Origin of the sequence: Gloeocapsa sp. DLM2.Bin57 (genome assembly GCA_007693955.1) — a bacterium.
Classification (GTDB): Bacteria; Cyanobacteriota; Cyanobacteriia; order Cyanobacteriales; family Gloeocapsaceae; genus Gloeocapsa.
The window spans coordinates 1-21,035 of sequence record RECR01000055.1 but is presented as its reverse complement, the minus strand read 5'-3'; the positions used below and the strand labels follow the sequence as shown (position 1 = coordinate 21,035).

Annotated in this window: 18 protein-coding genes; 11 read left to right on the top strand and 7 right to left on the bottom strand. The window is 36.4% G+C overall.

Annotation, left to right across the window (positions count from 1 at the left end; all coding sequences use genetic code 11):
- On the bottom strand, positions 1-3,678 hold the full coding sequence (locus EA365_05260; GenBank protein ID TVQ46415.1) for a helicase: 3,678 nt from the start codon (positions 3,676-3,678) through the stop codon (positions 1-3).
- Positions 3,665-6,670, bottom strand: coding sequence for a hypothetical protein (locus tag EA365_05255; protein TVQ46414.1), 3,006 nt, complete (start codon positions 6,668-6,670; stop codon positions 3,665-3,667). Before EA365_05255 ends, EA365_05260 begins: the two co-directional genes overlap by 14 nt.
- 39 nt (positions 6,671-6,709) lie before the next feature.
- On the opposite strand from EA365_05255, the gene EA365_05250 reads away from it, so the two are divergent.
- Entirely contained in the window at positions 6,710-7,513 is an 804-nt protein-coding gene (locus EA365_05250; GenBank protein ID TVQ46413.1) for a transglutaminase family protein, read from the top strand.
- Here the strand turns inward: EA365_05250 and EA365_05245 are convergent.
- Entirely contained in the window at positions 7,500-8,087 is a 588-nt protein-coding gene (locus EA365_05245; protein ID TVQ46412.1) for a fibrillin, read from the bottom strand. The two genes, EA365_05250 and EA365_05245, sit on opposite strands and share 14 nt — an antisense overlap.
- A 37-nt stretch (positions 8,088-8,124) precedes the next feature.
- Between EA365_05245 and crcB (EA365_05240) the strand changes: the two genes are divergently transcribed.
- Positions 8,125-8,511 (top strand): fluoride efflux transporter CrcB, encoded by a 387-nt coding sequence (gene crcB / locus EA365_05240; protein ID TVQ46454.1) that lies wholly within the window; start codon positions 8,125-8,127, stop codon positions 8,509-8,511.
- Here crcB (EA365_05240) and crcB (EA365_05235) read toward each other — a convergent pair.
- Positions 8,491-8,871 (bottom strand): fluoride efflux transporter CrcB, encoded by a 381-nt coding sequence (crcB, locus tag EA365_05235; protein TVQ46411.1) that lies wholly within the window; start codon positions 8,869-8,871, stop codon positions 8,491-8,493. The genes crcB (EA365_05240) and crcB (EA365_05235) overlap by 21 nt on opposite strands.
- Entirely contained in the window at positions 8,868-10,058 is a 1,191-nt protein-coding gene (locus EA365_05230; GenBank protein TVQ46410.1) for an FAD-dependent oxidoreductase, read from the bottom strand. Before EA365_05230 ends, crcB (EA365_05235) begins: the two co-directional genes overlap by 4 nt.
- Positions 10,059-10,379: 321 nt before the next feature.
- Between EA365_05230 and EA365_05225 the strand changes: the two genes are divergently transcribed.
- Positions 10,380-11,969 carry a transcriptional regulator gene (locus EA365_05225; GenBank protein ID TVQ46409.1) on the top strand — a complete coding sequence of 530 codons (1,590 nt, stop codon included), beginning with the start codon at positions 10,380-10,382 and terminating at the stop codon, positions 11,967-11,969.
- A 106-nt stretch (positions 11,970-12,075) separates the two neighbouring features.
- On the opposite strand, the gene EA365_05220 is transcribed toward EA365_05225, so the two are convergent.
- A complete protein-coding gene (locus EA365_05220; protein ID TVQ46408.1) occupies positions 12,076-12,375 on the bottom strand; it encodes a DUF4351 domain-containing protein in 300 nt (99 codons plus the stop codon).
- 80 nt (positions 12,376-12,455) lie between these two features.
- Between EA365_05220 and EA365_05215 the strand changes: the two genes are divergently transcribed.
- From EA365_05215 to EA365_05200, 4 genes are all read left to right on the top strand, one after another.
- Positions 12,456-12,605, top strand: a complete 150-nt coding sequence (locus EA365_05215) for a PEP-CTERM sorting domain-containing protein (GenBank protein ID TVQ46453.1) — start codon at positions 12,456-12,458, stop codon at positions 12,603-12,605.
- 586 nt (positions 12,606-13,191) lie between these two features.
- Positions 13,192-15,051, top strand: coding sequence for a biosynthetic-type acetolactate synthase large subunit (gene ilvB / locus EA365_05210; protein TVQ46407.1), 1,860 nt, complete (start codon positions 13,192-13,194; stop codon positions 15,049-15,051).
- A 90-nt stretch (positions 15,052-15,141) separates the two neighbouring features.
- Positions 15,142-15,876 (top strand): DUF4079 domain-containing protein, encoded by a 735-nt coding sequence (locus tag EA365_05205; protein ID TVQ46406.1) that lies wholly within the window; start codon positions 15,142-15,144, stop codon positions 15,874-15,876.
- A complete protein-coding gene (locus EA365_05200) occupies positions 15,869-16,546 on the top strand; it encodes a uracil-DNA glycosylase (GenBank protein ID TVQ46405.1) in 678 nt (225 codons plus the stop codon). Before EA365_05205 ends, EA365_05200 begins: the two co-directional genes overlap by 8 nt.
- Here the strand turns inward: EA365_05200 and EA365_05195 are convergent, their stop codons facing one another.
- The gene (locus EA365_05195; protein TVQ46404.1) at positions 16,547-17,077 is read right to left on the bottom strand and encodes a translation initiation factor IF-3; all 531 of its coding nucleotides are present in this window, start codon (positions 17,075-17,077) and stop codon (positions 16,547-16,549) included. It lies immediately after the preceding gene.
- A 133-nt stretch (positions 17,078-17,210) separates the two neighbouring features.
- On the opposite strand from EA365_05195, the gene EA365_05190 reads away from it, so the two are divergent.
- Genes EA365_05190 through EA365_05175 form a run of 4 tightly spaced genes read left to right on the top strand, consistent with a single transcriptional unit; the run spans position 17,211 to position 20,854 of the window.
- Positions 17,211-18,104: an alpha/beta fold hydrolase gene (locus EA365_05190; GenBank protein ID TVQ46403.1), complete on the top strand. Its 894-nt coding sequence runs from the start codon at positions 17,211-17,213 to the stop codon at positions 18,102-18,104.
- 26 nt (positions 18,105-18,130) lie between these two features.
- Complete coding sequence (gene ilvN, locus EA365_05185; protein ID TVQ46402.1) at positions 18,131-18,646, top strand: acetolactate synthase small subunit; 516 nt, start codon at positions 18,131-18,133, stop codon at positions 18,644-18,646.
- Positions 18,647-18,687: 41 nt separating this feature from the next.
- Positions 18,688-20,307, top strand: a complete 1,620-nt coding sequence (locus EA365_05180) for a metallophosphoesterase (protein ID TVQ46401.1) — start codon at positions 18,688-18,690, stop codon at positions 20,305-20,307.
- The gene (locus EA365_05175; GenBank protein TVQ46400.1) at positions 20,285-20,854 is read left to right on the top strand and encodes a GNAT family N-acetyltransferase; all 570 of its coding nucleotides are present in this window, start codon (positions 20,285-20,287) and stop codon (positions 20,852-20,854) included. The genes EA365_05180 and EA365_05175 overlap by 23 nt, the downstream gene beginning before the upstream one ends.
- The last annotated feature ends 181 nt before the right edge of the window (positions 20,855-21,035 follow it).

Sequence of the window (21,035 nt, the reverse complement as noted above, 5' to 3'; positions counted from 1 at the left end):
CTATTCTTGAGATTGAATTAAATTAACAATATTTAGCTCAGTGGAATTAAATAAATAGTTTTGAGTAAATAATTGCTGACGCATTTTTTCAAGACTATAACTCCTAAACAAAATAAAAGGGAAATCTTGATATTTATAACCAATAGGTAAAATATCATAAACATTGTGCAGAGATTTAATATAGATTAACAAGACTCGCTTAAAACTAGTTTCCTCATCGTCTTCTGTTTCTAAATATTCAGACAAAATCTCCAGACTTAGGAGAGTAAATAAAGGGAAAGCGTAATATTGATCCAAATAATTACTAGTTTCTTGTAAATTTTGACTATTGTTCATCTCTGTTTGAATTTCTTCGATTAAATGAATAGCATCTTGAGTCGCGTAACGAAGATTAATATTATATTGTTCCTGATTCAGCTTAATAGCTTGGAGAGACTTTAATAATTGACTAGAATTGGTTTGGATAATTTTAGCTAACCGTAGATGATATTGTTTAGCTAAGGGTTTTTCTTTAGTTGGGACAATAATTAAACCACCAACGATATAACTTTTTTCCAGATTGCCAAAACTTAATAACTCCGCGAAGTTATCATTAATTGCACTAGTAAAGTTATCCGAGAAAGTTCCTAGAGAACCTAAATAGGAATTAGCCTCTTGGGGAGGACTTAGAGAAAAATGGGTTTTACTCAATAATTCTTGTAATTGTTGATGGGTTTCCTTCAAAATCTTATGACTAGGATTAAGTCGATATTCTTGGTATAGTAAATCCAGAAGATTATTAATCTTACTAGAAAAAGTTGCTCCAGCAGCGACAGTGGATTTACCCCCAATGGGAATCAAGACTATTGCTTGTTTACCTAAATTTCCCGCACCTTTGATTCTCGTCATCATAGCGACTTTAATAATTAACAAGGTATTGAGGATATTAAGTAGGGTTTCTTGACGGGCTAATTCTTCATCGGTATCGGGGTAATAGATAGCTTTTTCAGCGAGATAAAAAATGATTTGCTTATCTTGTTTATCTATTTCTTCTTTTCCTCTACCACGATAAATCACCTGGAGAATCTCCATGATATTTTGTTCTACTTGAAAGGTGGGAATAACTACGAGGATGTGTTTAACATAGGGAAAAGAAAGACCTCTACTTCCCGCTGAAGTCATGAAAATTAATTTGATTTTTTGATCTTCTTTATATTGATGTAATTCTTTTTTCTCTCTTTCACTAAGGTTAGACCTAACTTCGAGATAGTCTTTATTTTTCTCTAGGGGTTTACTTCTAACCGCGTTTAACTTATCTAGGATAGTTTGCAGTTTTTGCTTGTCTTGGATATAGATTAAAATTTGACCATCTTCTTCCGAAAGGGAGTGAATATCTTGTAGAATACTGCTTTCTAATTCATGGAGTAATTTACCATCATCTCGTTTTAAGTCTTGTTTTTCAGCATCAAACTCTTTCGCTTCCACAAAGACTCTATAGGTTAAGTCTAGGTTATTAGCGGGATAGGAATTGGCGTTAATAATTATCGCTGGTTTTTTCTGAAAGCAGAAATTATTGATGGTTAAAGCTTGGGGGGTAGTAGTCGCTTTCCTAAAAAAGATTTTATCAGGTTCAGGATTAATAGTACTTAAATGCTGATTGATAACACTTTGTTCTACTATAGAAGCATCAGCGACGATGATTTTAGTATTGAATCCATATTCAGGGTTGCATAATTGATATCTCTTAGTAAAATCGCTAATACCTTTAAGAAAAGCTGCGCCATTTTCACTCCCTGTGATTTCATCAATCATAATAAATATGTGTTTAATGCGTCGGGAGATTTGACGCATATTTTGGGGAATCACACAGTTTTGACTAGAGTTATAAGCACTTTGAAAAATAAGGTTTAAATGTTCCAGAGTTGTTTTACCGTTATAAGTTTCTCGTAAAGATTGTAGAGAAGTAGTAGCGACGATTTGGTTAGATATTTCTTCATCGATTAGGGTATAAATTGCATTGGCAATACTAGCTAATACTCCTGGTTTACCTTGATTAACTACTCTGAGGGTATTTTCATTCTGACGTTTAATCTTAGAAGAGGAATTAATAGGAGAGTCTTCTTGAGTAAAGTTAAGAAATTGTACAGATTTTCTGCTAAAGTTTTCGGGATATTTTTCGGCTATATAGTTAACGATATGTTGATATCGTAATGCACCATAATTATTGATTAATTGGCTATGGCTACTCAGACAGAAAAGGCGATCGTCATAAAGTTTACCTGATTCTTTGTCCTTAAATTTCTCAATGATATCTTTATTGACTTGGATACGCGGACTTATGTATAAAAAGAGAAAGCCTTCAGGGATATGTTCTTTGAGAAACTTAACTACTGCTGTTGTTTTGCCTATACCAGGATTTCCCGTGAGAAATAAATAATTAGCCTCACTTGTTAGGGATTGGGTAATTAATTCTGCATGAGCATTTCTAAGGGATAAACTAGAGTTATCTCCAAGGGATAAACTTTGGGCTAACTCAAAAGATATATTAGCTGCAGTATTAGCAAAATTGCTTAATCTTTCTTGGTGGGAAAAAGCAGCGGTTTGTCTTGGGGAGATTGACAATAATTGATTAACGAATGTTTTACCTTGGTCAAAGCTTTTGTTGATTTGCAGTCTAATTAGATTAAAAACTCTTTCTCTAGCTTCTTGGATTTCTACCTTAGAGTAATCTTGTTTATAAATCTCATGACAGTTTTTCAGTATATCTATATTCTCTGGAGTAACTACCAAAGAACTAATGCCGCGATCGCTATAACCAATCGCTGTCATAATTATTCTACTTTCCTTCTCGATTATCTGTTGTTTAAGTAAAAATTGATAGAAGCTATAAGCATAACTTCCCGCTTGAATTAATTTGATACTTTCTTTGTTTTTATTTTCAACCTTAAAAGCCCTAAAGTAATCTTTCATCTTCGGAGTAAACGCATAACTCAAATCTTCCCTCTCTCCCGTATCGATACTTAAACGATTAAAAATGCTTTTGGATCTGATATAACCCATTTCTCTCATTAATTTTTTTTTGGTTAATTCGATGAATTCAGGGTTAGTTAAATCTTGAGTCGCGTCTAAAGAAAATAAAGAAGCATCCACAACTAATAAGCGATACTCTTTTCTATAACGCCATAAAATTAGGGTATCTGCTTTTAAGAATTCCCCCTTTTCTAGATACCTATTTATATCTACTTCCTCTAAATTTTTAGCCAAGTTCTTGACATTTTGGCTGAACTCGTTTAAAATCGAAGATGATAAGCTATAATCGCCCTTACTATGTGTGTTTAAGCTATTATCGTCACAAAAGCTACACTGAAAGTATAGCACCTCTATTAGCTCAAACCTATTCCAGCTTTGGGATTCGAGATATTCCCTGACAAAACTCAAACCTCCCAAAAATCCTCGTAACAGAATTAGCTGACTCCACCTCGTGATAATTTTTTTATTGACTGTGCTAATGGTTTGACTACGCTCAATCAATTTGTTGACTAACTTGGTAAGTTGCAGTTGTTCTAAATCAGGGCGATAGAAATCAACCCAAGGGGTTTTAATTTGTTGTTGGTGGAGATAAGCGAGGATACCGCTATTAAAGCCAACCTCAAATAATCTACCTTGGTCATCTCGTAATTGTGATTTAATTTGATTCATGGTTTTCGGGTTGTGGGGTAACGGTTAAAACGCGACGGACTTCGGTTAAAAAAGCCAGAAGATTAAAATCAGTCTTATTTTGGGGATGTTTAAACAAAGAGAGTTTGGAGACGGATTGGTCGCTGACGATATCTTGATAGGGGTTAAGTTTGAGACTATGTGGACTCTTTTGACTAGAACTTTTTTCGTAGCGCGAGAAATGTAATAAAGTCAGATATTGCAATAAATCATTTTTTTGCCCTTCGTTATAAACCAGGTTTTGACGGATAGCTTGGTCATCGAGAAGATCTTTATAGACACCTACGAGAGTAGAATAAGAAATAACGCCATTATAGAAAGAATCCTCCTTAACAGTAATGCCATTAAACAGGTTAAAAAAGATAACCCCTTTCTGAGTAGGATCATTAAATAAGTCTTGCAGTTGACGACTATCTTGTAAAGAAAGAGATTGGGTTAAATCCCCCTTAACTTTACGTACATAATATTGTTCAAAAAAGACGGGATAGAGATACAAGTCTTGATAGTCTTGATAGATATATTTAATTAAATCCCGAGACAGGAAAAAGAGGTTATCGTTATTATCTGATTTAGTTAGATGGAGATTGCTGGTATAAGGAGTTTTAGCCACATAGAAAATATGACGATAACCTTGGTGATAGAGATTAGTAACGGTGTCTAGAATAATTGTGGGTTGACGATACATAATCTCATTGACATAATTAGCGCTTAAACTCTTCAAGGTTTTAACTTGTACTTTACCCGAAGGGAGTAAATCCATAGTAATTACTTCCCCAATCAGATTACTAAGACGATTGTCTCGACTAGCTTGTTTACTCCCATCGCATTCATGACTACTAACGATGATTAAAGCTACTTTATCTAAAGTTGGTGTGTATTGAGTAGAGGGAAAGGAGAAGTTTTTAGGGATAACTGAGTAGAGAGAATTTAAAGCATTTTTGGTTTTAAATTTATTACCTTTCTTAATATCGATACCTTGGGAATTAGCGAGATGATCCATACTCAATAAATGGGCGAGTACTTTAGAATAGTCTCTCATCTCACTTTCGGGATTATGAGTATCTGCATTATTATCTTTTCCCTGAAGGTGTAGTCTGAGTATGGGTAAGAATAACTTGAGCTTAATCTCGTCGGTGATAATTTTTAAACAGATATAAGTAAGGAGAGAGAAGGTAAAATAGTATCTAAACTGTTGGGTTGAGTTATAAGTTTTGATATCTAAGCTATAGGGAAAGTTGACTAGTTTCTGGTTAGAGAAGCTTTGATACTTCTCTCTGACGATTTCATGTTTAGGAGAAAAAAGTATCGGGAGAGTCTGGATACCTTCTAAATCATATTCCATGTTAAAGAGTTGTTTTTCTCCCTGAAGATGATAACGAATATCTTCAATAGTCAATTTAGCTTCTATTTGACAAAACGCAGAGGGATTGATTGCAGCTTCACTAACAACAACTTGACTAAGATCTTTTTTAGGTTGGCGTTTATTTTTAAGTAAAGTTTGATTGGTGATGATATCTTCACACTCTGACTCTAAAATACCTCTTTGAATCTCGATATGTACAGGATATTCTTGGGGTTTAAGGATTGTACCTTGGGTAAGAAATTCTTTGAGGAGTTTAGCTAGTTTAGCTAACTTATGTTCTATTTTAAATCTACTATCTTTTAAACCTTTATTAAAGTTAATCAGTAAGTCCTTTTTGGCTTGATCATCACTTCCTTTCAGAATCCCAAAACATTTACTATTAAAACTCTCCACAGGATCATAATTTAATTCATCCGCTTGGTGATAGTTCTTGCTATCGGGTTGACAACGAGAAGTTAAGACAAAGAAATAGACGCAGAAACGCTGAAAAACTTTTGTATAGAATCTTTCTTTCTTAGTTGCTTTGGCTAACTCTTCCTTATATAGTTGACTGTTAGGATTAATGAAGTCTAGGTGATAAGCTAAAGCAGATTTACTCTTAGTTTTTTCGACCGGACTATTTAACTTCAGCTTTAAGCCAAACACAAACTCAGGATTGTCTTGATTATCTCCGCTAATCTCCCCCAAGTTACCAGTAACTATAGGAATAATCGGTAAACAGTCAAAAGCGTAAGATTGGGCTAAAGCAGTTTTCAAGTCAATTTCTTGACCTTCATAACTGATTTTATAATAGTTATCAGCATGATCTTGATTAAAAAATTCTTTGAGAAGTTTTAACCGTCTAATCAAGTCTTTTAAATAAAAAATGTCGTGATTATACTCGGAGATATTCTCAGCGATATACTCAAGATATTTAAGACAAGCTTCCTTTTTTAATTGTCCTAGGGTTTCCTGGTTAACAAACTCTCTAAGGTAATCAATATCTTTTCCTTCTGCTAAAATAGCTTGGATATCTTCTAACTCCTCTTCATCATCGGTTAAGTCTTCTACATAATTCTCTAATCCCTGTCTTAAACTATTGGTAAACCGTTGTAAGTTTTTAACCTGAATAGTTAGTTTGTGCAGTTTTAAAGCGGAAGTACTTCCCGTAGCTTCAGGATTAATTACTAATGATTGTTGGGCAATATTATTTAAAGGTGCAAAAGGATAGAGAAAATTTAACTCAGGTTGGTTAGCCTTATATTGGGAGAGATTGGTTACTAATTCTGTCAGAGAAAAATTTTCTGTAGCTAGATAATCTTTTAAAAGAGAAGAGAGGGTATCTTTAATATCGGTGATGTAGGTATTAAATTTAGGGGCAAATTCGGGACTAAAGTTAATAGTAGCTGTACGTGTTAATTCTTCTCGTCCTAAAATAGGACTAGAGATATTCAGAATAGCGATCGCTTTAGCAATGGTATCAATTTGTACAATTAAACGACGTTTATCACCAGAAAGCTTAAATAACTCCCCTGTCTTGTTTAATTCTGCTAAAATAGTTTTCAACAAATCCTCGTAATTTAAAAGAAGGTGATCATCACGAGAGTTATCTTCTACTAGTTGATTAGTCATAATTTATCTATCTGCATCGCTTCTATCATCAAGTGTAACATGAAGGCAAATAATCACCAACAATTTAATTGTGGTTGCGAACTAGAATATTATGTTTACGAAGAGAGTACCTTTATCTTTAACATAGCCGTTGCTAGTACAGACAATCAAACTATCCTCACCGAAAACCTAGTTTTAACCCCTAACTTACCCCATGAAGAGTATATAGAACCTATTCTGCACAATCGCTTCTTACGCGTCAATGTACCTCCAGGAAAATTTAACCTTTATTATCAAGCAGATGTTGAGTTAAGTTACCCCCAAATCAACCCTGAACAAAAAATTTTAGCTAAACCCCCTAGCTTTTTACCTCTAGATATGCTAAGGTACGTTTATCCTTCCCGTTATTGTGAGTCAGATCAGTTATTTGAATTAACCTTTCAAAGATTTGCCCAGATAGAGGCAGGTTATGAACAAGTAAAAGTAGTCTGCGATTGGATTCACAACAATATCACCTACGTTTTAGGAAGCAGTGATAATGAGACTACCGCTTTAGAGACTGTCAAGGGTAGGGCTGGAGTTTGTCGAGATTTTGCTCATTTAGCTATAGCTATGTGTCGCGCGTTAAATATTCCCGCGCGTTTTGTGACAGGTTATGCTTATAAATTAGATCCTCCTGATTTTCATGCCTACTTTGAAGTTTATCTAGATAACGCTTGGTATCTTTTTGACGCAACTAAATTAGTACCTCTAGAGGGTTTAATCCGTATTGGTACAGGGAGAGACGCTGCTGATGTTTCTTTTGCAACTATCTTTGGAGAAATAGAGTTAAATAGGATGAATTTATGGACTAATTTACTTTAGCTAAAACAAAAACATTACCTTCGTTTCCTCTACCAATCCGAATATCTTGATCAAGATAAGTAATTTCTAGCCATCCCTTTTGATCGCGATTAGTGATGTTAAAATCAAGGGGAGGGTATTTTTTGCCCTTCTCGATATCTTCAATAAATTGTAAGGGCGATCGATAAGTAATTACTCGTTGTAATGCTATAATCGAGCGCTCAAAAATCACATTAACCCTACTTTCAGAAACCGCCTCAAACCGCGCCCTAACGCTTACTAAGCCCTCTAAAAAAGGAATTCCGACAATTTCGGCAACATTGTATAAAATAGCGTCTTGAGGGTTAATATACTGATAGATCTGTCCTAACTGCAACAGGGGAAAACGATTTAAACCCAAAATACCCCGACTAGTTGTATATAATAGTCTCCAATTACCCTCAAGAAGGGTTGCAGCTTCTAGGGGATGAGGGTTAGGGTTTTCATCTTCTAGTTGTTGAATTAAAGAGAGAATGCGGACTTTATCGTTTTCAGTAGTTAGTAACCCGCGATTTTGACCAGCGATCGCTTCTAGTAAGGTTGTCTTGGTACTCATTTTTGGCTATAATCAATGTGACTATTTTAAAATAAACATCTTGATTGTAACAGCGATCGTCCTCGGTGGAATAATCGGTGCTCTCCTGCGCTATTATGTTATTTTGCTAGCAACCAGATATTTTAATTATAGAGTTTTTTATGGTACCTTATTTGTTAACATAACAGGAACGTTTTTAATTGGTTGTTCAGCTACTTGGCTATATCAAAAAGAGTTTGTATTTTTTCCTTGGGATAAGTTAATTTTAGTAGGTTTTTTAGGTGCATATACCACCTTTTCTTCTTATATTCTCGATACCATGAATTTATGGCGATCGCAACAATATCAACTAGCGGTAAAATATTCTTTAAGTACCTTAATTCTCGGTTTTCTTGCTGCTGAATCAGGAATCTTGCTGTTTAGACTAATCGAATCTTTTCGCTAAAATTGTCCCCAAACTAAAACTAATAATCCCCATTAAAGGAGTACCAATCCAATATAAACCCTCCTTAATCCAATTACTTTCTAGTAAGATTTTAACAGAGTCTAATTCATAGGTAGAAAAACTGGTATAAGATCCCAAAAAACCAGTAGTCAACAATAAGCGAATTTCTTCATTGATACTCCAACGTTCTAACATTAAACTAGAAATAAATCCCATCAACAAACAACCAGAGACATTAACGAAAAAAGTACCAAAAGGATAAAGATTACCTAAATTAGGATCGTTTAACCATGTAAATAATAAATATCTGCTTAAAACTCCTGGAATTGCTCCTAAAATAATAGCTAAAAAAGGTCTCATACAGCAATCTGACTATGTTTAATCATTCCCTCTACAATCATTTCGCTAGCTTTTCTTCCTCCTGCTAAATTACGCGCAACAGGTCCAACTTGTAACCCTGCTAATGCACCCATAAAGTAAAATTCACTTTTAGGTAAGCGTAGATATTGATCAATCACGGGTAAACCTTGAATAATATCCGTAGGATAAGCTTCTAAAACTTCTGTTAACAAGGGATTATTTTTGACATTAAATGTTGTTCCTGTTGCTAACCAAATACGCTCAAATTCTTTCTCTATACCATTGCTACAAATTACCCTCCATTTATGCTCTTCCCATTGTACTTCCTTTACTTGACAATTTTCCCAAAATTCCACATTTTTACTTCTTCTTAATTCCCAACTTATTTTAGGAGTTATTGAACCACCATTGCGCGCTTGTTGAATCATTTCCCAGCGTCGATACCAGTTTAACTCAGCATTAAACCCTTTGAGATATTTTGGTCCTAACCAACCTGGATCAGCGTCAAAGAGTTTTATCTGTAAGTCTCTTCTCGTCATCAAAGTTATTTTAGCTCCTCTATTGACTCCTCCTATGGCTAAATGACCACTGGTTAAACCTCCTCCGATAATTAATATGTGTTCATCTTTTAGTTGTAAGTTAGCTAAGTTAACTTGTTGAGAGTGTAATAATCTATCTTGAGGATATTTCGTCTTAATTTGATTCACCCAAGCAGGTATTTGAATCTCACCTTGATTAGTAGCTAATACGACTCTACGAACATTAATTATCTCTCCATCGGTTAAACATAGCTGAAAATTACCCCTACATGGTACAATCTTAATTACTTTACCTCGGTAAACTCTATTTTCTAATCCCCAACTTTTGACTACCTCGGTGCAAAAATCTTCAAACAGTTTTGTACCTGGTAAGTCATAGGGGTTAAATAATTCATCAGGTCGATTCTCCGCAAAACCTCTTAAAGCATAGGGATGAGGATCAGGGTGATGGACTACAGGAGACCTTAAATGGGGGATTTCTAAAGCTGCAAATTGCTGATACCATTGCCTTAACCAATCTCCATGAGGATCAATCACTATTAAGCGATCGCGCCATTGTTTTCTCTTCTGTAATAAATGTGTAACTAATGTTAAAGCTTGTGGACCTGCTCCAATAATCCCTATAGAGACTGTAGATAAGTTTTTCATAGTTAGTGTTTTGACTATATATTAAAATGATAATCATTTCTATAGGAAAAAGCAAATAGAGGAATTATTAACAGCTAATCCGACAAATATTAAATTTTCCTTAAGAATAAGCTCAAATGGTTAGTATGAACAAACTGTTATAAAACTTTGTGGAATGATAGATTTTATTAAATTAAGAAATCCGTGATTAACTGAATTTGCCCTTAGAGTAAAAGTTAAGAAAATCTGACATCTAAAATGTACGGAACTTAAACTTTTTCAAGAAAATTTAACAAAGGGAAATTTGGTAGTCATTCTGTTCTGATCTAGTAGGTAAATATCATGTCTTATACCATTAATAATGACACTTGTTTTGCTTGTGGCAATTGTTATCCCCAGTGCCCAACAGGAGCAATTCAAGTGGATAACGGAGAATACTCAATAGACCCAGAACTCTGTAACTACTGTGAAGGTTATTATCCAGAACCACAGTGTATAACTGTTTGCAATACGAACAGTCCTGCACCTGAACAAGCCAAAAAAGGACGTTATAAAATACCAGAATTTATAGCTACTAGTCCTGATTTATTTGCTAATGGAACTAGTAACCCCTTTGCTTCAGCCATGGTGATATGGGAAGGGTGTAAACTACTCACCAACGCAACAGTTTTACCCTGGCAAAAAGAACCCAATAAAACCCTCTATTATCAAAGAAAAGTCAAACAAGGTAATGGAGCAATCACTTTAAGACTCACAGAAAATAGCGAATCAAGTGAATATATAGCTAGTACCAGACAACTAGAAAGTATCGATATTCGCTCAGCAACCCTACATCTAATCTATGCAGCTTATGCAGCAAGTTTAGATAAACCCTGGGAAGAAGAGTTTATGATCAGCGATCGCCAAATCGAAAAATACTTAGGTTTAGACAAAAGAAAAGACCTTAGTAAAGCAACGAAACTAAGCCTAATCAAGACGTTAGTACAACAACCCTGTCAGATTATGGCAGAAATTCACTGGCCCAGACAAGGACGAGTAAACTCTTTTCAAGTTGCCGAAGACAGAATCTGGCATCTGCTCGAAATCAAACACTTCTTCCAAACAGACGAACAAGGCTGTAAGCATCTTACTGGATTAGCCTTTAGAATCAAAGCTGGACTTTGGTCTAAATACTTTCTCAATAAACATAATTATAGACAACAAACCGCATTTTATCAATACGGTACATTACCCTATTTCATGCTCAAAGCGGTTACCAGCATTTGGCAACAACATCAAGGAGCAGTCAGAATGATGCTATGGTTATTGTTTAAGCTGAAGATGGGCAATAAACAATGTATCACAGTACCAACCTTGATGCGCATAGCCTACGGTGAAGAGAAGCTAAATCAAGCCAATCTCAAGCGTGAACAACGCAAAAGACTAATCAAAACCTTTGAAGGTGATTTAGAAGTACTCAATCACTATGGAATTAAACCAATTTTTGATACCCTCACCTATCCCGATAACTTACAACCAATGTGGGCAAAACTTGGAGAAATTCCCGATGATCCAGAAGAAGCACTATTATTTTGGCTTAATGATGGTAGTCAAAATAACTCCTTAACCGATATCAGTCCGCGTGGTAAATGGCAACTATTAATGAAAGCCAAAATAGCTAGCTTTGAACTACCCTTAGAATGGCAAGAAAAACTAACTAAATTAGAGAAGAAAAAACAACAGAAACAAACTAGAAAAACTAGCTCTAAACGTGCAGTAGTACTTTCGCCAGAACAGATACTTGAAGCTAGACATAATCAAGGACTAAGTCAAAGAAAACTAGCTGAATTACTTAAAAAAAGTCAAAGTTGGGTCAGAGATTTAGAACAAGGTCGTTTTAAAGCTAAAACAGAAGACCAGAAGTTGTTACGACAATTACTAGGTTTAAGTTAAATAAGCCCTCAGTTCTTTTGGTATCAGGGAATAGTCTCAAAAGTTAGAGTTTTTTCTATTATTTAGGGCACTTTTCATGAGCGCCTTTATCTATTCCCTATAACCATTAAGAGCTCATATTTCTCAACCAATTCTCTAAATCTGCTTGACTAGTAAAATCCATTAAATCTTCGGCTAATGTCTCTAAAGATTCTAAATTTAATTGAGAAATTGTTGTTATTAAATCAGGGTTAATATTTCCTAATTTTTTAGTTAATAATCGCTGAATTAGACTTAAAGCTTCTGCAGTTTTTCCTTCTTGTCTTGCTCTGGCTTTATCTTCTTGATATAATGGTGCTAGTCTCATGATTAACTCACTCTCTTCTGTATCTATGGTTTTTCGATTAACTTCTAAATTCTTTTGCAAGGTATAGAGTATCTCTAAGATAATGATTCCTAATGTACGGGATGGGGAATCGGTAGAGTTTTCAGGATCTATAAAGAGATATTATATTAAGAGCAAATTTCTCTGCAGGTCCTGATACATCAATCACCTATTTAGTACCAGTTCCAGAACCCGTAACTATTTTAGGTTCTCTAACTGTGTTAGGATTTGGTATTTTAATGAAACGCCAAACAGTTATTTTTATTGTTTAGATGAGCTCACTTTCCGCAGTTCAAACAGTAGTATGAAGAGGAGTCAGAATTGCAGCAATTCAGAAGTGCTGAATATTTTTTTAAATACATAGTTTTTTCCTGTTTTTTCAGTAGAAGTACTTAAAATTTTTTCTAAACTCTATATTGATTGCCAAATGAATTAAAGTGTAATTAAAGCACACTAAGTATTAATTACTACCCCTCCTGACTACTTTCTCGCTTATTACAATTAGACGTGCGGAATGTAGGATGAGTATTATAGCGCTACTTGACAAGGGAAAAGGGAAGAGGAAAATGAGTAGCGCAAAGCGCAGCACCGATAGTAGAAGGAGGAATTAAGAATTAAGAATGAGGCAAGAGATGTAAGAGAAGGCACTCATGGACAAGGCATTGATCAAGTATAATGTCTAGCAATAATAGCACCTACAACCGAAAACCCAGTCTTAACCAGCTTGTCCCGTCTTAAGTTGATAGCCGTTTTACTTATCACCATAGATACGGAACAGCCGTCAAGATAAATCTATAGCGCTTAAACAGAGACTATGTCAAGATAGATAATAACAAAGTCGAAGGAAGATCAAAGAGAATGGTTTCCACTAGAATACCTGAACATAATATAGCTTCAGATGTAGCGCCTGTGCTGAGAACGGGTGCTTTTGCATTGATGGATAGTCTCAAGCGTCACGGAGTCAAACATATTTTTGGTTATCCAGGAGGAGCAATTCTCCCCATTTATGATGAGTTATATCGTGCCGAAGCCAGGGGAGATGTTAAACATATCCTGGTTAGACACGAACAAGGTGCGGCTCACGCAGCAGACGGGTACGCACGAGCTACAGGACAAGTTGGGGTGTGTTTTGCTACCTCCGGTCCTGGAGCAACTAATCTAGTAACGGGTATCGCTACGGCTCATCTAGATTCTATACCCATGGTGGTAATTACAGGACAAGTTCCTAGACCCGCTATTGGTACAGACGCTTTCCAGGAAACTGATATATTTGGCATTACCCTACCTATTGTGAAACATTCCTATGTGGTAAGAGAAGCTAAAGATATGGCAAGAATTATAGCTGAAGCTTTTCATATCGCTAGTACAGGTCGTCCTGGTCCTGTGTTAGTAGATATACCCAAAGACGTAGGTACAGAAGAATGTGAGTATATCCCCGTCAATCCTGGTTCTTTGAAATTACCTGGGTATCGTCCTACGGTTAAAGGGAATATTCGTCAAATTAATGCAGCTTTAGAATATATTGACTCATCCAATCGCCCCTTACTCTACGTCGGTGGCGGTGCAATTAGTGCTAATGCTCACGCTCAAATTCAGCAACTAGCTGAACTCTTTCAAATACCCGTGACTACCACTTTAATGGGTATTGGTGCTTTTGACGAAAACCATCGCCTCTCTGTAGGGATGTTGGGAATGCACGGTACTGCTTATGCTAACTTTGCTGTTACTGATTGTGATTTGTTAATCGCAGTAGGTGCAAGATTTGATGATCGTGTCACTGGTAAGTTGGATGAGTTTGCCTGTCATGCTAAAGTTATTCATATTGATATTGATCCTGCAGAAGTAGGCAAAAATCGCGCCCCCGAAGTCCCCATCGTGGGAGATGTACGCTACGTACTCGAACAACTCCTAGAAAGAGCCAGAGAACTAGGTTTACCCGCTAATAATGAAAAAACCCAAGCTTGGCTCAAACAAGTCTCTAGATGGCGTGAACAATATCCTTTGGTTGTTCCTAAACACCCTGATAGCATCTCCCCTCAAGAGGTAATCGTTGAATTAGCCCGTCAAGCTCCCCAAGCATACTATACAACTGACGTAGGACAGCATCAGATGTGGGCAGCCCAATTTCTCAATAATGGACCTCGTCGCTGGATTTCTAGCGCAGGTTTGGGCACAATGGGTTATGGTTTACCCGCAGCTATGGGGGCGAAAGTAGCTTTACCCGATGAGCAGGTTATTTGTATCAGCGGTGATGCTAGTTTCCAAATGAATCTGCAAGAGTTGGCAACTTTAGCTCAATATGATATTCAAGCCAAAATCGTGATTATTAATAACGGTTGGCAAGGTATGGTACGTCAATGGCAAGAAACTTTCTATGGTGAGCGCTACTCTTCTTCTAATATGGAAGTAGGAATGCCAGATTTTGAACTCCTCGCTCAAGCCTATGGAATCAAAGGTATGGTTATCCGCGATCGCTTACAACTAACCGAGGCGATCGCCGAAATGCTCGCTCATGACGGTCCTGTTTTAGTTGATGCTCAAGTGACTAAAAACGAAAACTGTTACCCCATGGTAGCACCAGGTAAGAGCAACGCTCAAATGATTGGTATTCCTATCCCTGTAACTCCTAGAAGTCAGGCTACCTTAGTTTGTAGCTTCTGTGGCTATCATAACACCTACGAGCATAAATTCTGTTCAGAATGCGGCTCTAAACTTTAAGGGTAACTCAGCAAAAATTTAGGAAAAACTCAGGCAACATTCAGGATGGCTTTGTTAAGATAGGGGCAAACAATCAGCTATCCTAGTACCATGAATACCGTAGATATCCTTTCTCTAGTGCATCCTGCTCTAGCAGTTGCTTGGGTTTTTCCTATTATAGGTATTGTTAGTTATTATGCTTGGCTAACTCGTCAAAGACGATTACAAACTAAACAGGGAGACAAGAGTAAAATACCTCCAGTAGTAGGTAAAGAACACGTACAGATTGGACGCTGGTTATCTGGTAGCGTCGTAATTGTATCTCTGATTGGTTTAGCTCATCCTATTTTTGACCACATTATTAGTAGAAAAGTTTGGGAAGAAAACTTATTTCAGGTTATCTTTATTGTGTTGGTTTTTCTGTTTACCCTAGCTTCTCTCATTCTCTTATATCGGGGAAGACAAGTTATGTGGCGCGCTATTTTTGCTACCCTGACGGGAATGGGAATAGTGATTCTGGGTTGTCAAGATGGAGTATTTCGCCGAACCAATGAATGGTATATGTCTCATTACTATTATGGTGTAGCTGTTGCTTTGTTAATGGTTTTCTCTTTAGCAATCATTGAAGATATCTATCAAGATCGCTCTCAAAAATGGCGCTATGTCCATATTATCCTCAACTGTTTTGCCCTTTTATTATTCGTTGGACAAGGAATTACAGGAGCAAGAGATTTATTGGAAATACCCTTAAGTTGGCAAAAACCAGTTATCTATCGCTGCGATTTTCAAAACAAAACCTGTCCTCAATCTTTTCTACCAAGGGAATCTTTTACTGATTATGTCTAATTTGGAAACTTTATTAACTAGTATTCAACAAGAAGCTAAAAAAACTAGTTTTCCCATAGATATACCAGTTTATACTAGTGTGGGCAAAGAGCCCACCTATCCCATTCTCTCTAAAGGTAATCTTAACAGTTCTATTTGCTTTTTAGGACGTGATTTAGGTAAAGATGAAGTGTTAGCTAATCAACCCTTATACGGAGCTTCAGGTACTCTTGTACGTCAAGGTTTATATCAGGCTATTTATGGTCATGCAGCAGCTAATAAACAAGAATTAGAGATAGTTTGTCAACGGGTTTTATTAACTAATACTGTGCCCTATAAACCACCAGGAAATAAAGCCTATACTCAAAAAGTTAAAGAACGTTTTCGACCTTTTTTAGAGCGATTATTGTTATTATATTGGCAAGGAAATCAAATTATTACCCTAGGAAATGAAGCCTTTAAATGGTTTTCTCCCTATGGTAAACCTGGTGAAATTAATCAGTTTTTTAGTCAAAGCGATCGCTATCAACAACAATTAAAAATCTACTTAACCGCTACCGACGAAGAAGGAAGGAAACAGCAAAGACAAATTACTTTACTTCCCCTTCCTCATCCCTCTCCCCTGAATCAGAGATATTATGCTCAATTCCCTAGATTACTGCAAGAGAGACTCAATCAGTGTGAATTTTAATTATTTTTTCGGTGATAGCATCATCATCATATTGCGCCCCTCTTTTTTCGGGGCTTGTTGTATTTCTGCTACTTCTTGTAAATCTGTTGCCATACGATTGAGTAATTCTTCTGCTAAATGTGCGTGTTGAATTTCTCTACCTTTAAAAGTTATCGTAGCTTTAACCTTATCTCCTGATTTGAGAAAACGTTCAGCACTTCTAACCCTGACTTGATAATCATGCTCATCAATTTTATAGCGCATTTTTACTTCTTTAACATCAGAAGTATGTTGTTTTTTCTTAGCTTCTCTAGCTTTTTTCTCCTGCTCGAATTTATACTTACCATGATCCATAATCCTACAGACAGGAGGATCAGCGGTATCACTGACTAAGACTAAATCTAAGCCTTTTTCGTCGGCTAAATCTAAGGCTTCATCTCGGGAAATAATCCCTACTTGTTCTCCCTCTGAATCAATAACACGTAATTTAGGAAAGCGGATATTGGCGTTAATTTGCGGCAAATCACGCTGCAAGCGTTTTTTTTCTGTCACAGGCTTATATTATGTTCTTGGATGGTTTTACTCAAATTGATTTATTTACTATTCTACTAGTGAGTACACTATCGCTATTTATTATAACTTTTCGCTAAGATAAAGAGAAATAAATGTAAAGTTTTATAAAGGCGTGGAGCACGATTGGTATCAAAGAATAGGTCAACAAAGAGACTGGGTTTGGCGAGGTTGGCAAATCCGTTATAGTTATTTTAGAGCCAAACAGCCAGAAGAGGTTGAACTTGCACCCCTGATTTTTCTGCATGGATTTGGCGCGGCGATCGAACATTGGCGCTACAATCTACCCGTATTAAGTGAAAAACGTCGAGTTTACGCTCTAGATTTATTAGGGTTTGGAGCATCCAGAAAAGCTCGTACTAACTATAGTATCGATTTATGGGTAGAACAATTACACGATTTTTGGGCGGAGGTTATTAATCAACCAGTTATTCTCATCGGTAACTCTATTGGTTCTCTGGTATGCTTAATGGCAGTAGCCAAATATCCTGAAATGGCGCAAAGATTGGTCATGCTAACCCTACCTGATATCTCTTTGCGTCAAGAAGTCATTCCAGGTTGGTTATTACCGATTATCACAGGAATAGAAAATCTAGTCGCTTCTCCACCCCTATTAACCGCTGTATTTAACATCGTCAGACGTAAAGTAGTCATTAAACGTTGGTTAGGTTTAGCTTATTATAATCAAGAGAGAATCACAGATGAATTAGTGGAAATTATCGCTAATCCTCCTTACGATGAAAATGCTAGTCAAGCCTTTTTAAGTTTATTTAAATCCTTGCGACAACCGCAATTTGGTCAACCAGTAGCACCAATACTCACCTCGTTGACTATTCCTACTTTATTAATTTGGGGTAAACAAGATCGGATCATACCTCCTAGTCTGGCTAAATTATTTGCTGAGTTGAACCCTAGTATCGATTTAATAGAGTTAGAAAATGTTGGACATTGTCCTCATGATGAATGTCCCGAAAAATTTAATCAAATTATCGTAAATTGGTTAAAATAGAGGAATAATTTGGTAATTAATTGAGGATGAAACACACATTATCTGTTCTGGTAGAAGATGAAGCTGGGGTTTTAACCAGAATCGCTGGATTATTTGCACGTAGAGGTTTTAATATCGAAAGTTTAGCCGTAGGATCAGCCGAACAATCAGGAGTCTCTAGAATAACGATGATAGTACCTGGAGATGAGCAAATCATCGAACAGTTGACTAAACAACTCTATAAATTAGTTAACGTTCTCAAGGTTCAAGATATCACAGAAACTCCTTGTGTAGAGAGAGAATTGATGTTAGTCAAGGTTAACGCTAATTCTAACAATAGAGGAGAAGTCATCGAGTTAGCTCAAGTATTCCGCGCACGTATTGTAGATATCTCAGAAGATACTCTGACGATCGAAGTAGCAGGAGATCCTGGTAAAATGGTAGCGATTATTAAAATGTTAGAAAAATTTGGCATCAGAGAAATCGCTAGAACAGGCAAAATTGCTTTAGTGAGAGAATCAGGAGTAAATACAGAATATTTAAAAGTCAGACTCGTCAGTTAATAACTATTCTACTGGTAGTTGTTTTTCTCGCTAAACTAGCTATGGCAACTCTACCAGAATTAGTCATGCTTAGCGATCCTTTTCTACAACTTCCTACTAGCAATACTGTAAATGTAGTCTGGTTTACAGAATTTGTTGGTGTTGAGCACTATGTTCTCTATGGAAACAATTTAGAACACAAGGTTCAAGCAACCACAACTAAATTGAGTAAGGTTGCTGAAGATAGTAAATCCCATTGGACTCAAAACTATGCTCAAGTTACCCCTAGAAATATTTGGCGTCATGAAGCTGTCGTGACAGGGTTAACCTCAGGTAAACGCTTACCTTATCAAGTAGTGAGTAAAGATTCAACCTCTGAGGTAACTAGTAAGATATTTAGTTTAACCGCTAAACCCTCAGAGGATAGTAATATTAAAATTCTGTTAACCTCAGATCATCAACTAATGCCCATGACAGCTGCTAATCTAGAAAAGGTAGCAAAAACAGTAACAGATTTAGACGGTATTTTCTTAGCAGGGGATTTAGTAAATATACCCGATCGCGCTTCAGAATGGTTTGATGATCAGCGTGGTGGCGCTTTTTTCCCCTGTTTACAAGGAAAAGCCAATTATAAACTCAAAGGTCATATTTATCACGGTGGAGAGTTAATCCAACATATCCCCATCTTTACCGCAGTTGGTAACCATGAAGTGATGGGAAGATTTGCTGCAGAAATGAACCTTAATGAACAGTTTAAAGCTTCTTTCCCTCGTAAGCAAGCAACAAGAATCTATCCCGAGATGAATTCAACTGAGTTAAAAAACTTTACCTATAATACTGATACCTATGAAGAGATTTTTAGTTTACCAGAAGGACAAAAATATTATAGCTTGAGTTTCGGTAACCTTTGGTTAGGAGTATTGTCTGTAACTAATATGTGGCGATCGCCAATTAGATCAGCAGAAGTAACAGGAAGATATCAAGAAAAAATCGCTGATTTAGATAACCCTGAGTCTTGGGGATATGGTCAACATATTTTTGGCGCAATAGAAACAGGAAGCGAACAATATCGCTGGTTAGAAACCGAATTAAACAGCACAGCTTTTCAACAAGCTAAGTATAAAATAGTCATGTTTCATCATCCCCCCCATAGTTTAGGAGGTAACGTTGTTCCCCCTTATACAACTCCCATACAGCACAAACAATATAACAGTGAAGGTCAACTAGAAGCAATCACTTACAGCTATCCCCAAGAAAATGATTATATTATTCGTGATTTAATCCCTCTATTAACCTCCGCGGGAGTAGATTTAGTTTATTACGGTCATTCTCATCTCTGGAATCGCTTTTATGACTCCAACAGTAAACTACATTTCTTAGAATCGTCTAATGTAGGTAATAGTTATGGTGCCCATTGGGGTAATAATCCTAGACGTCAACCCCGAGATTATCTCTCTGAGTCAGCAGCGTTAGGTAATCCCAACGGGTTAGAGCCTATAGTACCAACTATTGCACCCTTAACCGATGAATCAGGTACACCTCTACCCTATATCGCCAGTAATGAGATAACCGTCTTTAGTATCCTTGATACTAGTACAGGTAACCTCAGTAGTTATCGTTTTGACACCACTAATCCAGATCATCCCGTAATTAAGTTTGATGAATTTAATATTGGCAAATAACTTGAACAGCAAATCTTCTGTCATTGTACGTAAAGCAACTATTAAAGACCTTCACGGGATAGTTGACGTACTTACTAGCAGTTTTTATCCTCCTCATGGTTTATTATTTTGGTTTTATCCCCTATTTAAATTAGGTATATACGAAGATTTGCGCAATCGTCTGGAAGCAAATCGCCCCTATTACCTCTGTTTAGTCGCCACTCTTCCTGACGAGACGATTATCGCCACTGTAGAGGTTGCTTTACGTTCTAGTTCTGGTTTTAGCTTAATTGGGGCAAAATACCCTTATATCTCCAATTTAGCCGTTAAACAAGCCTATAGACGTCAAGGAATCGCTCGTAAATTACTGATTAGATGTGAACAAATGGCTTGGGAATGGGGTTATGAACAATTATCTTTACACGTCTTAGCTGATAATCATCAAGCTCAACAACTTTATTTTAGTAGGGGTTATCACATTGAAAAGGCAGATTTAAGTCTAGAAGATTGGTTTTTTAATCGTCCTAAAAAATTATTATTGGTTAAAGCACCTGATAAGAAGGGATAAAATCAAAGGGTTATGTCCTAGTGTTCCACTAAAGATTATCTTAAATTTTACTACAAAAAAGAATATTTAACAAGACAATGAATTGGTTTAAACCGACATTCCGCACTTCTAATTGTAATCTGAAAAAAAGTAGTCAGGAGTCAGGAGTCGGGAGTCAGGAGGGGTAGTAATTAATACTTAG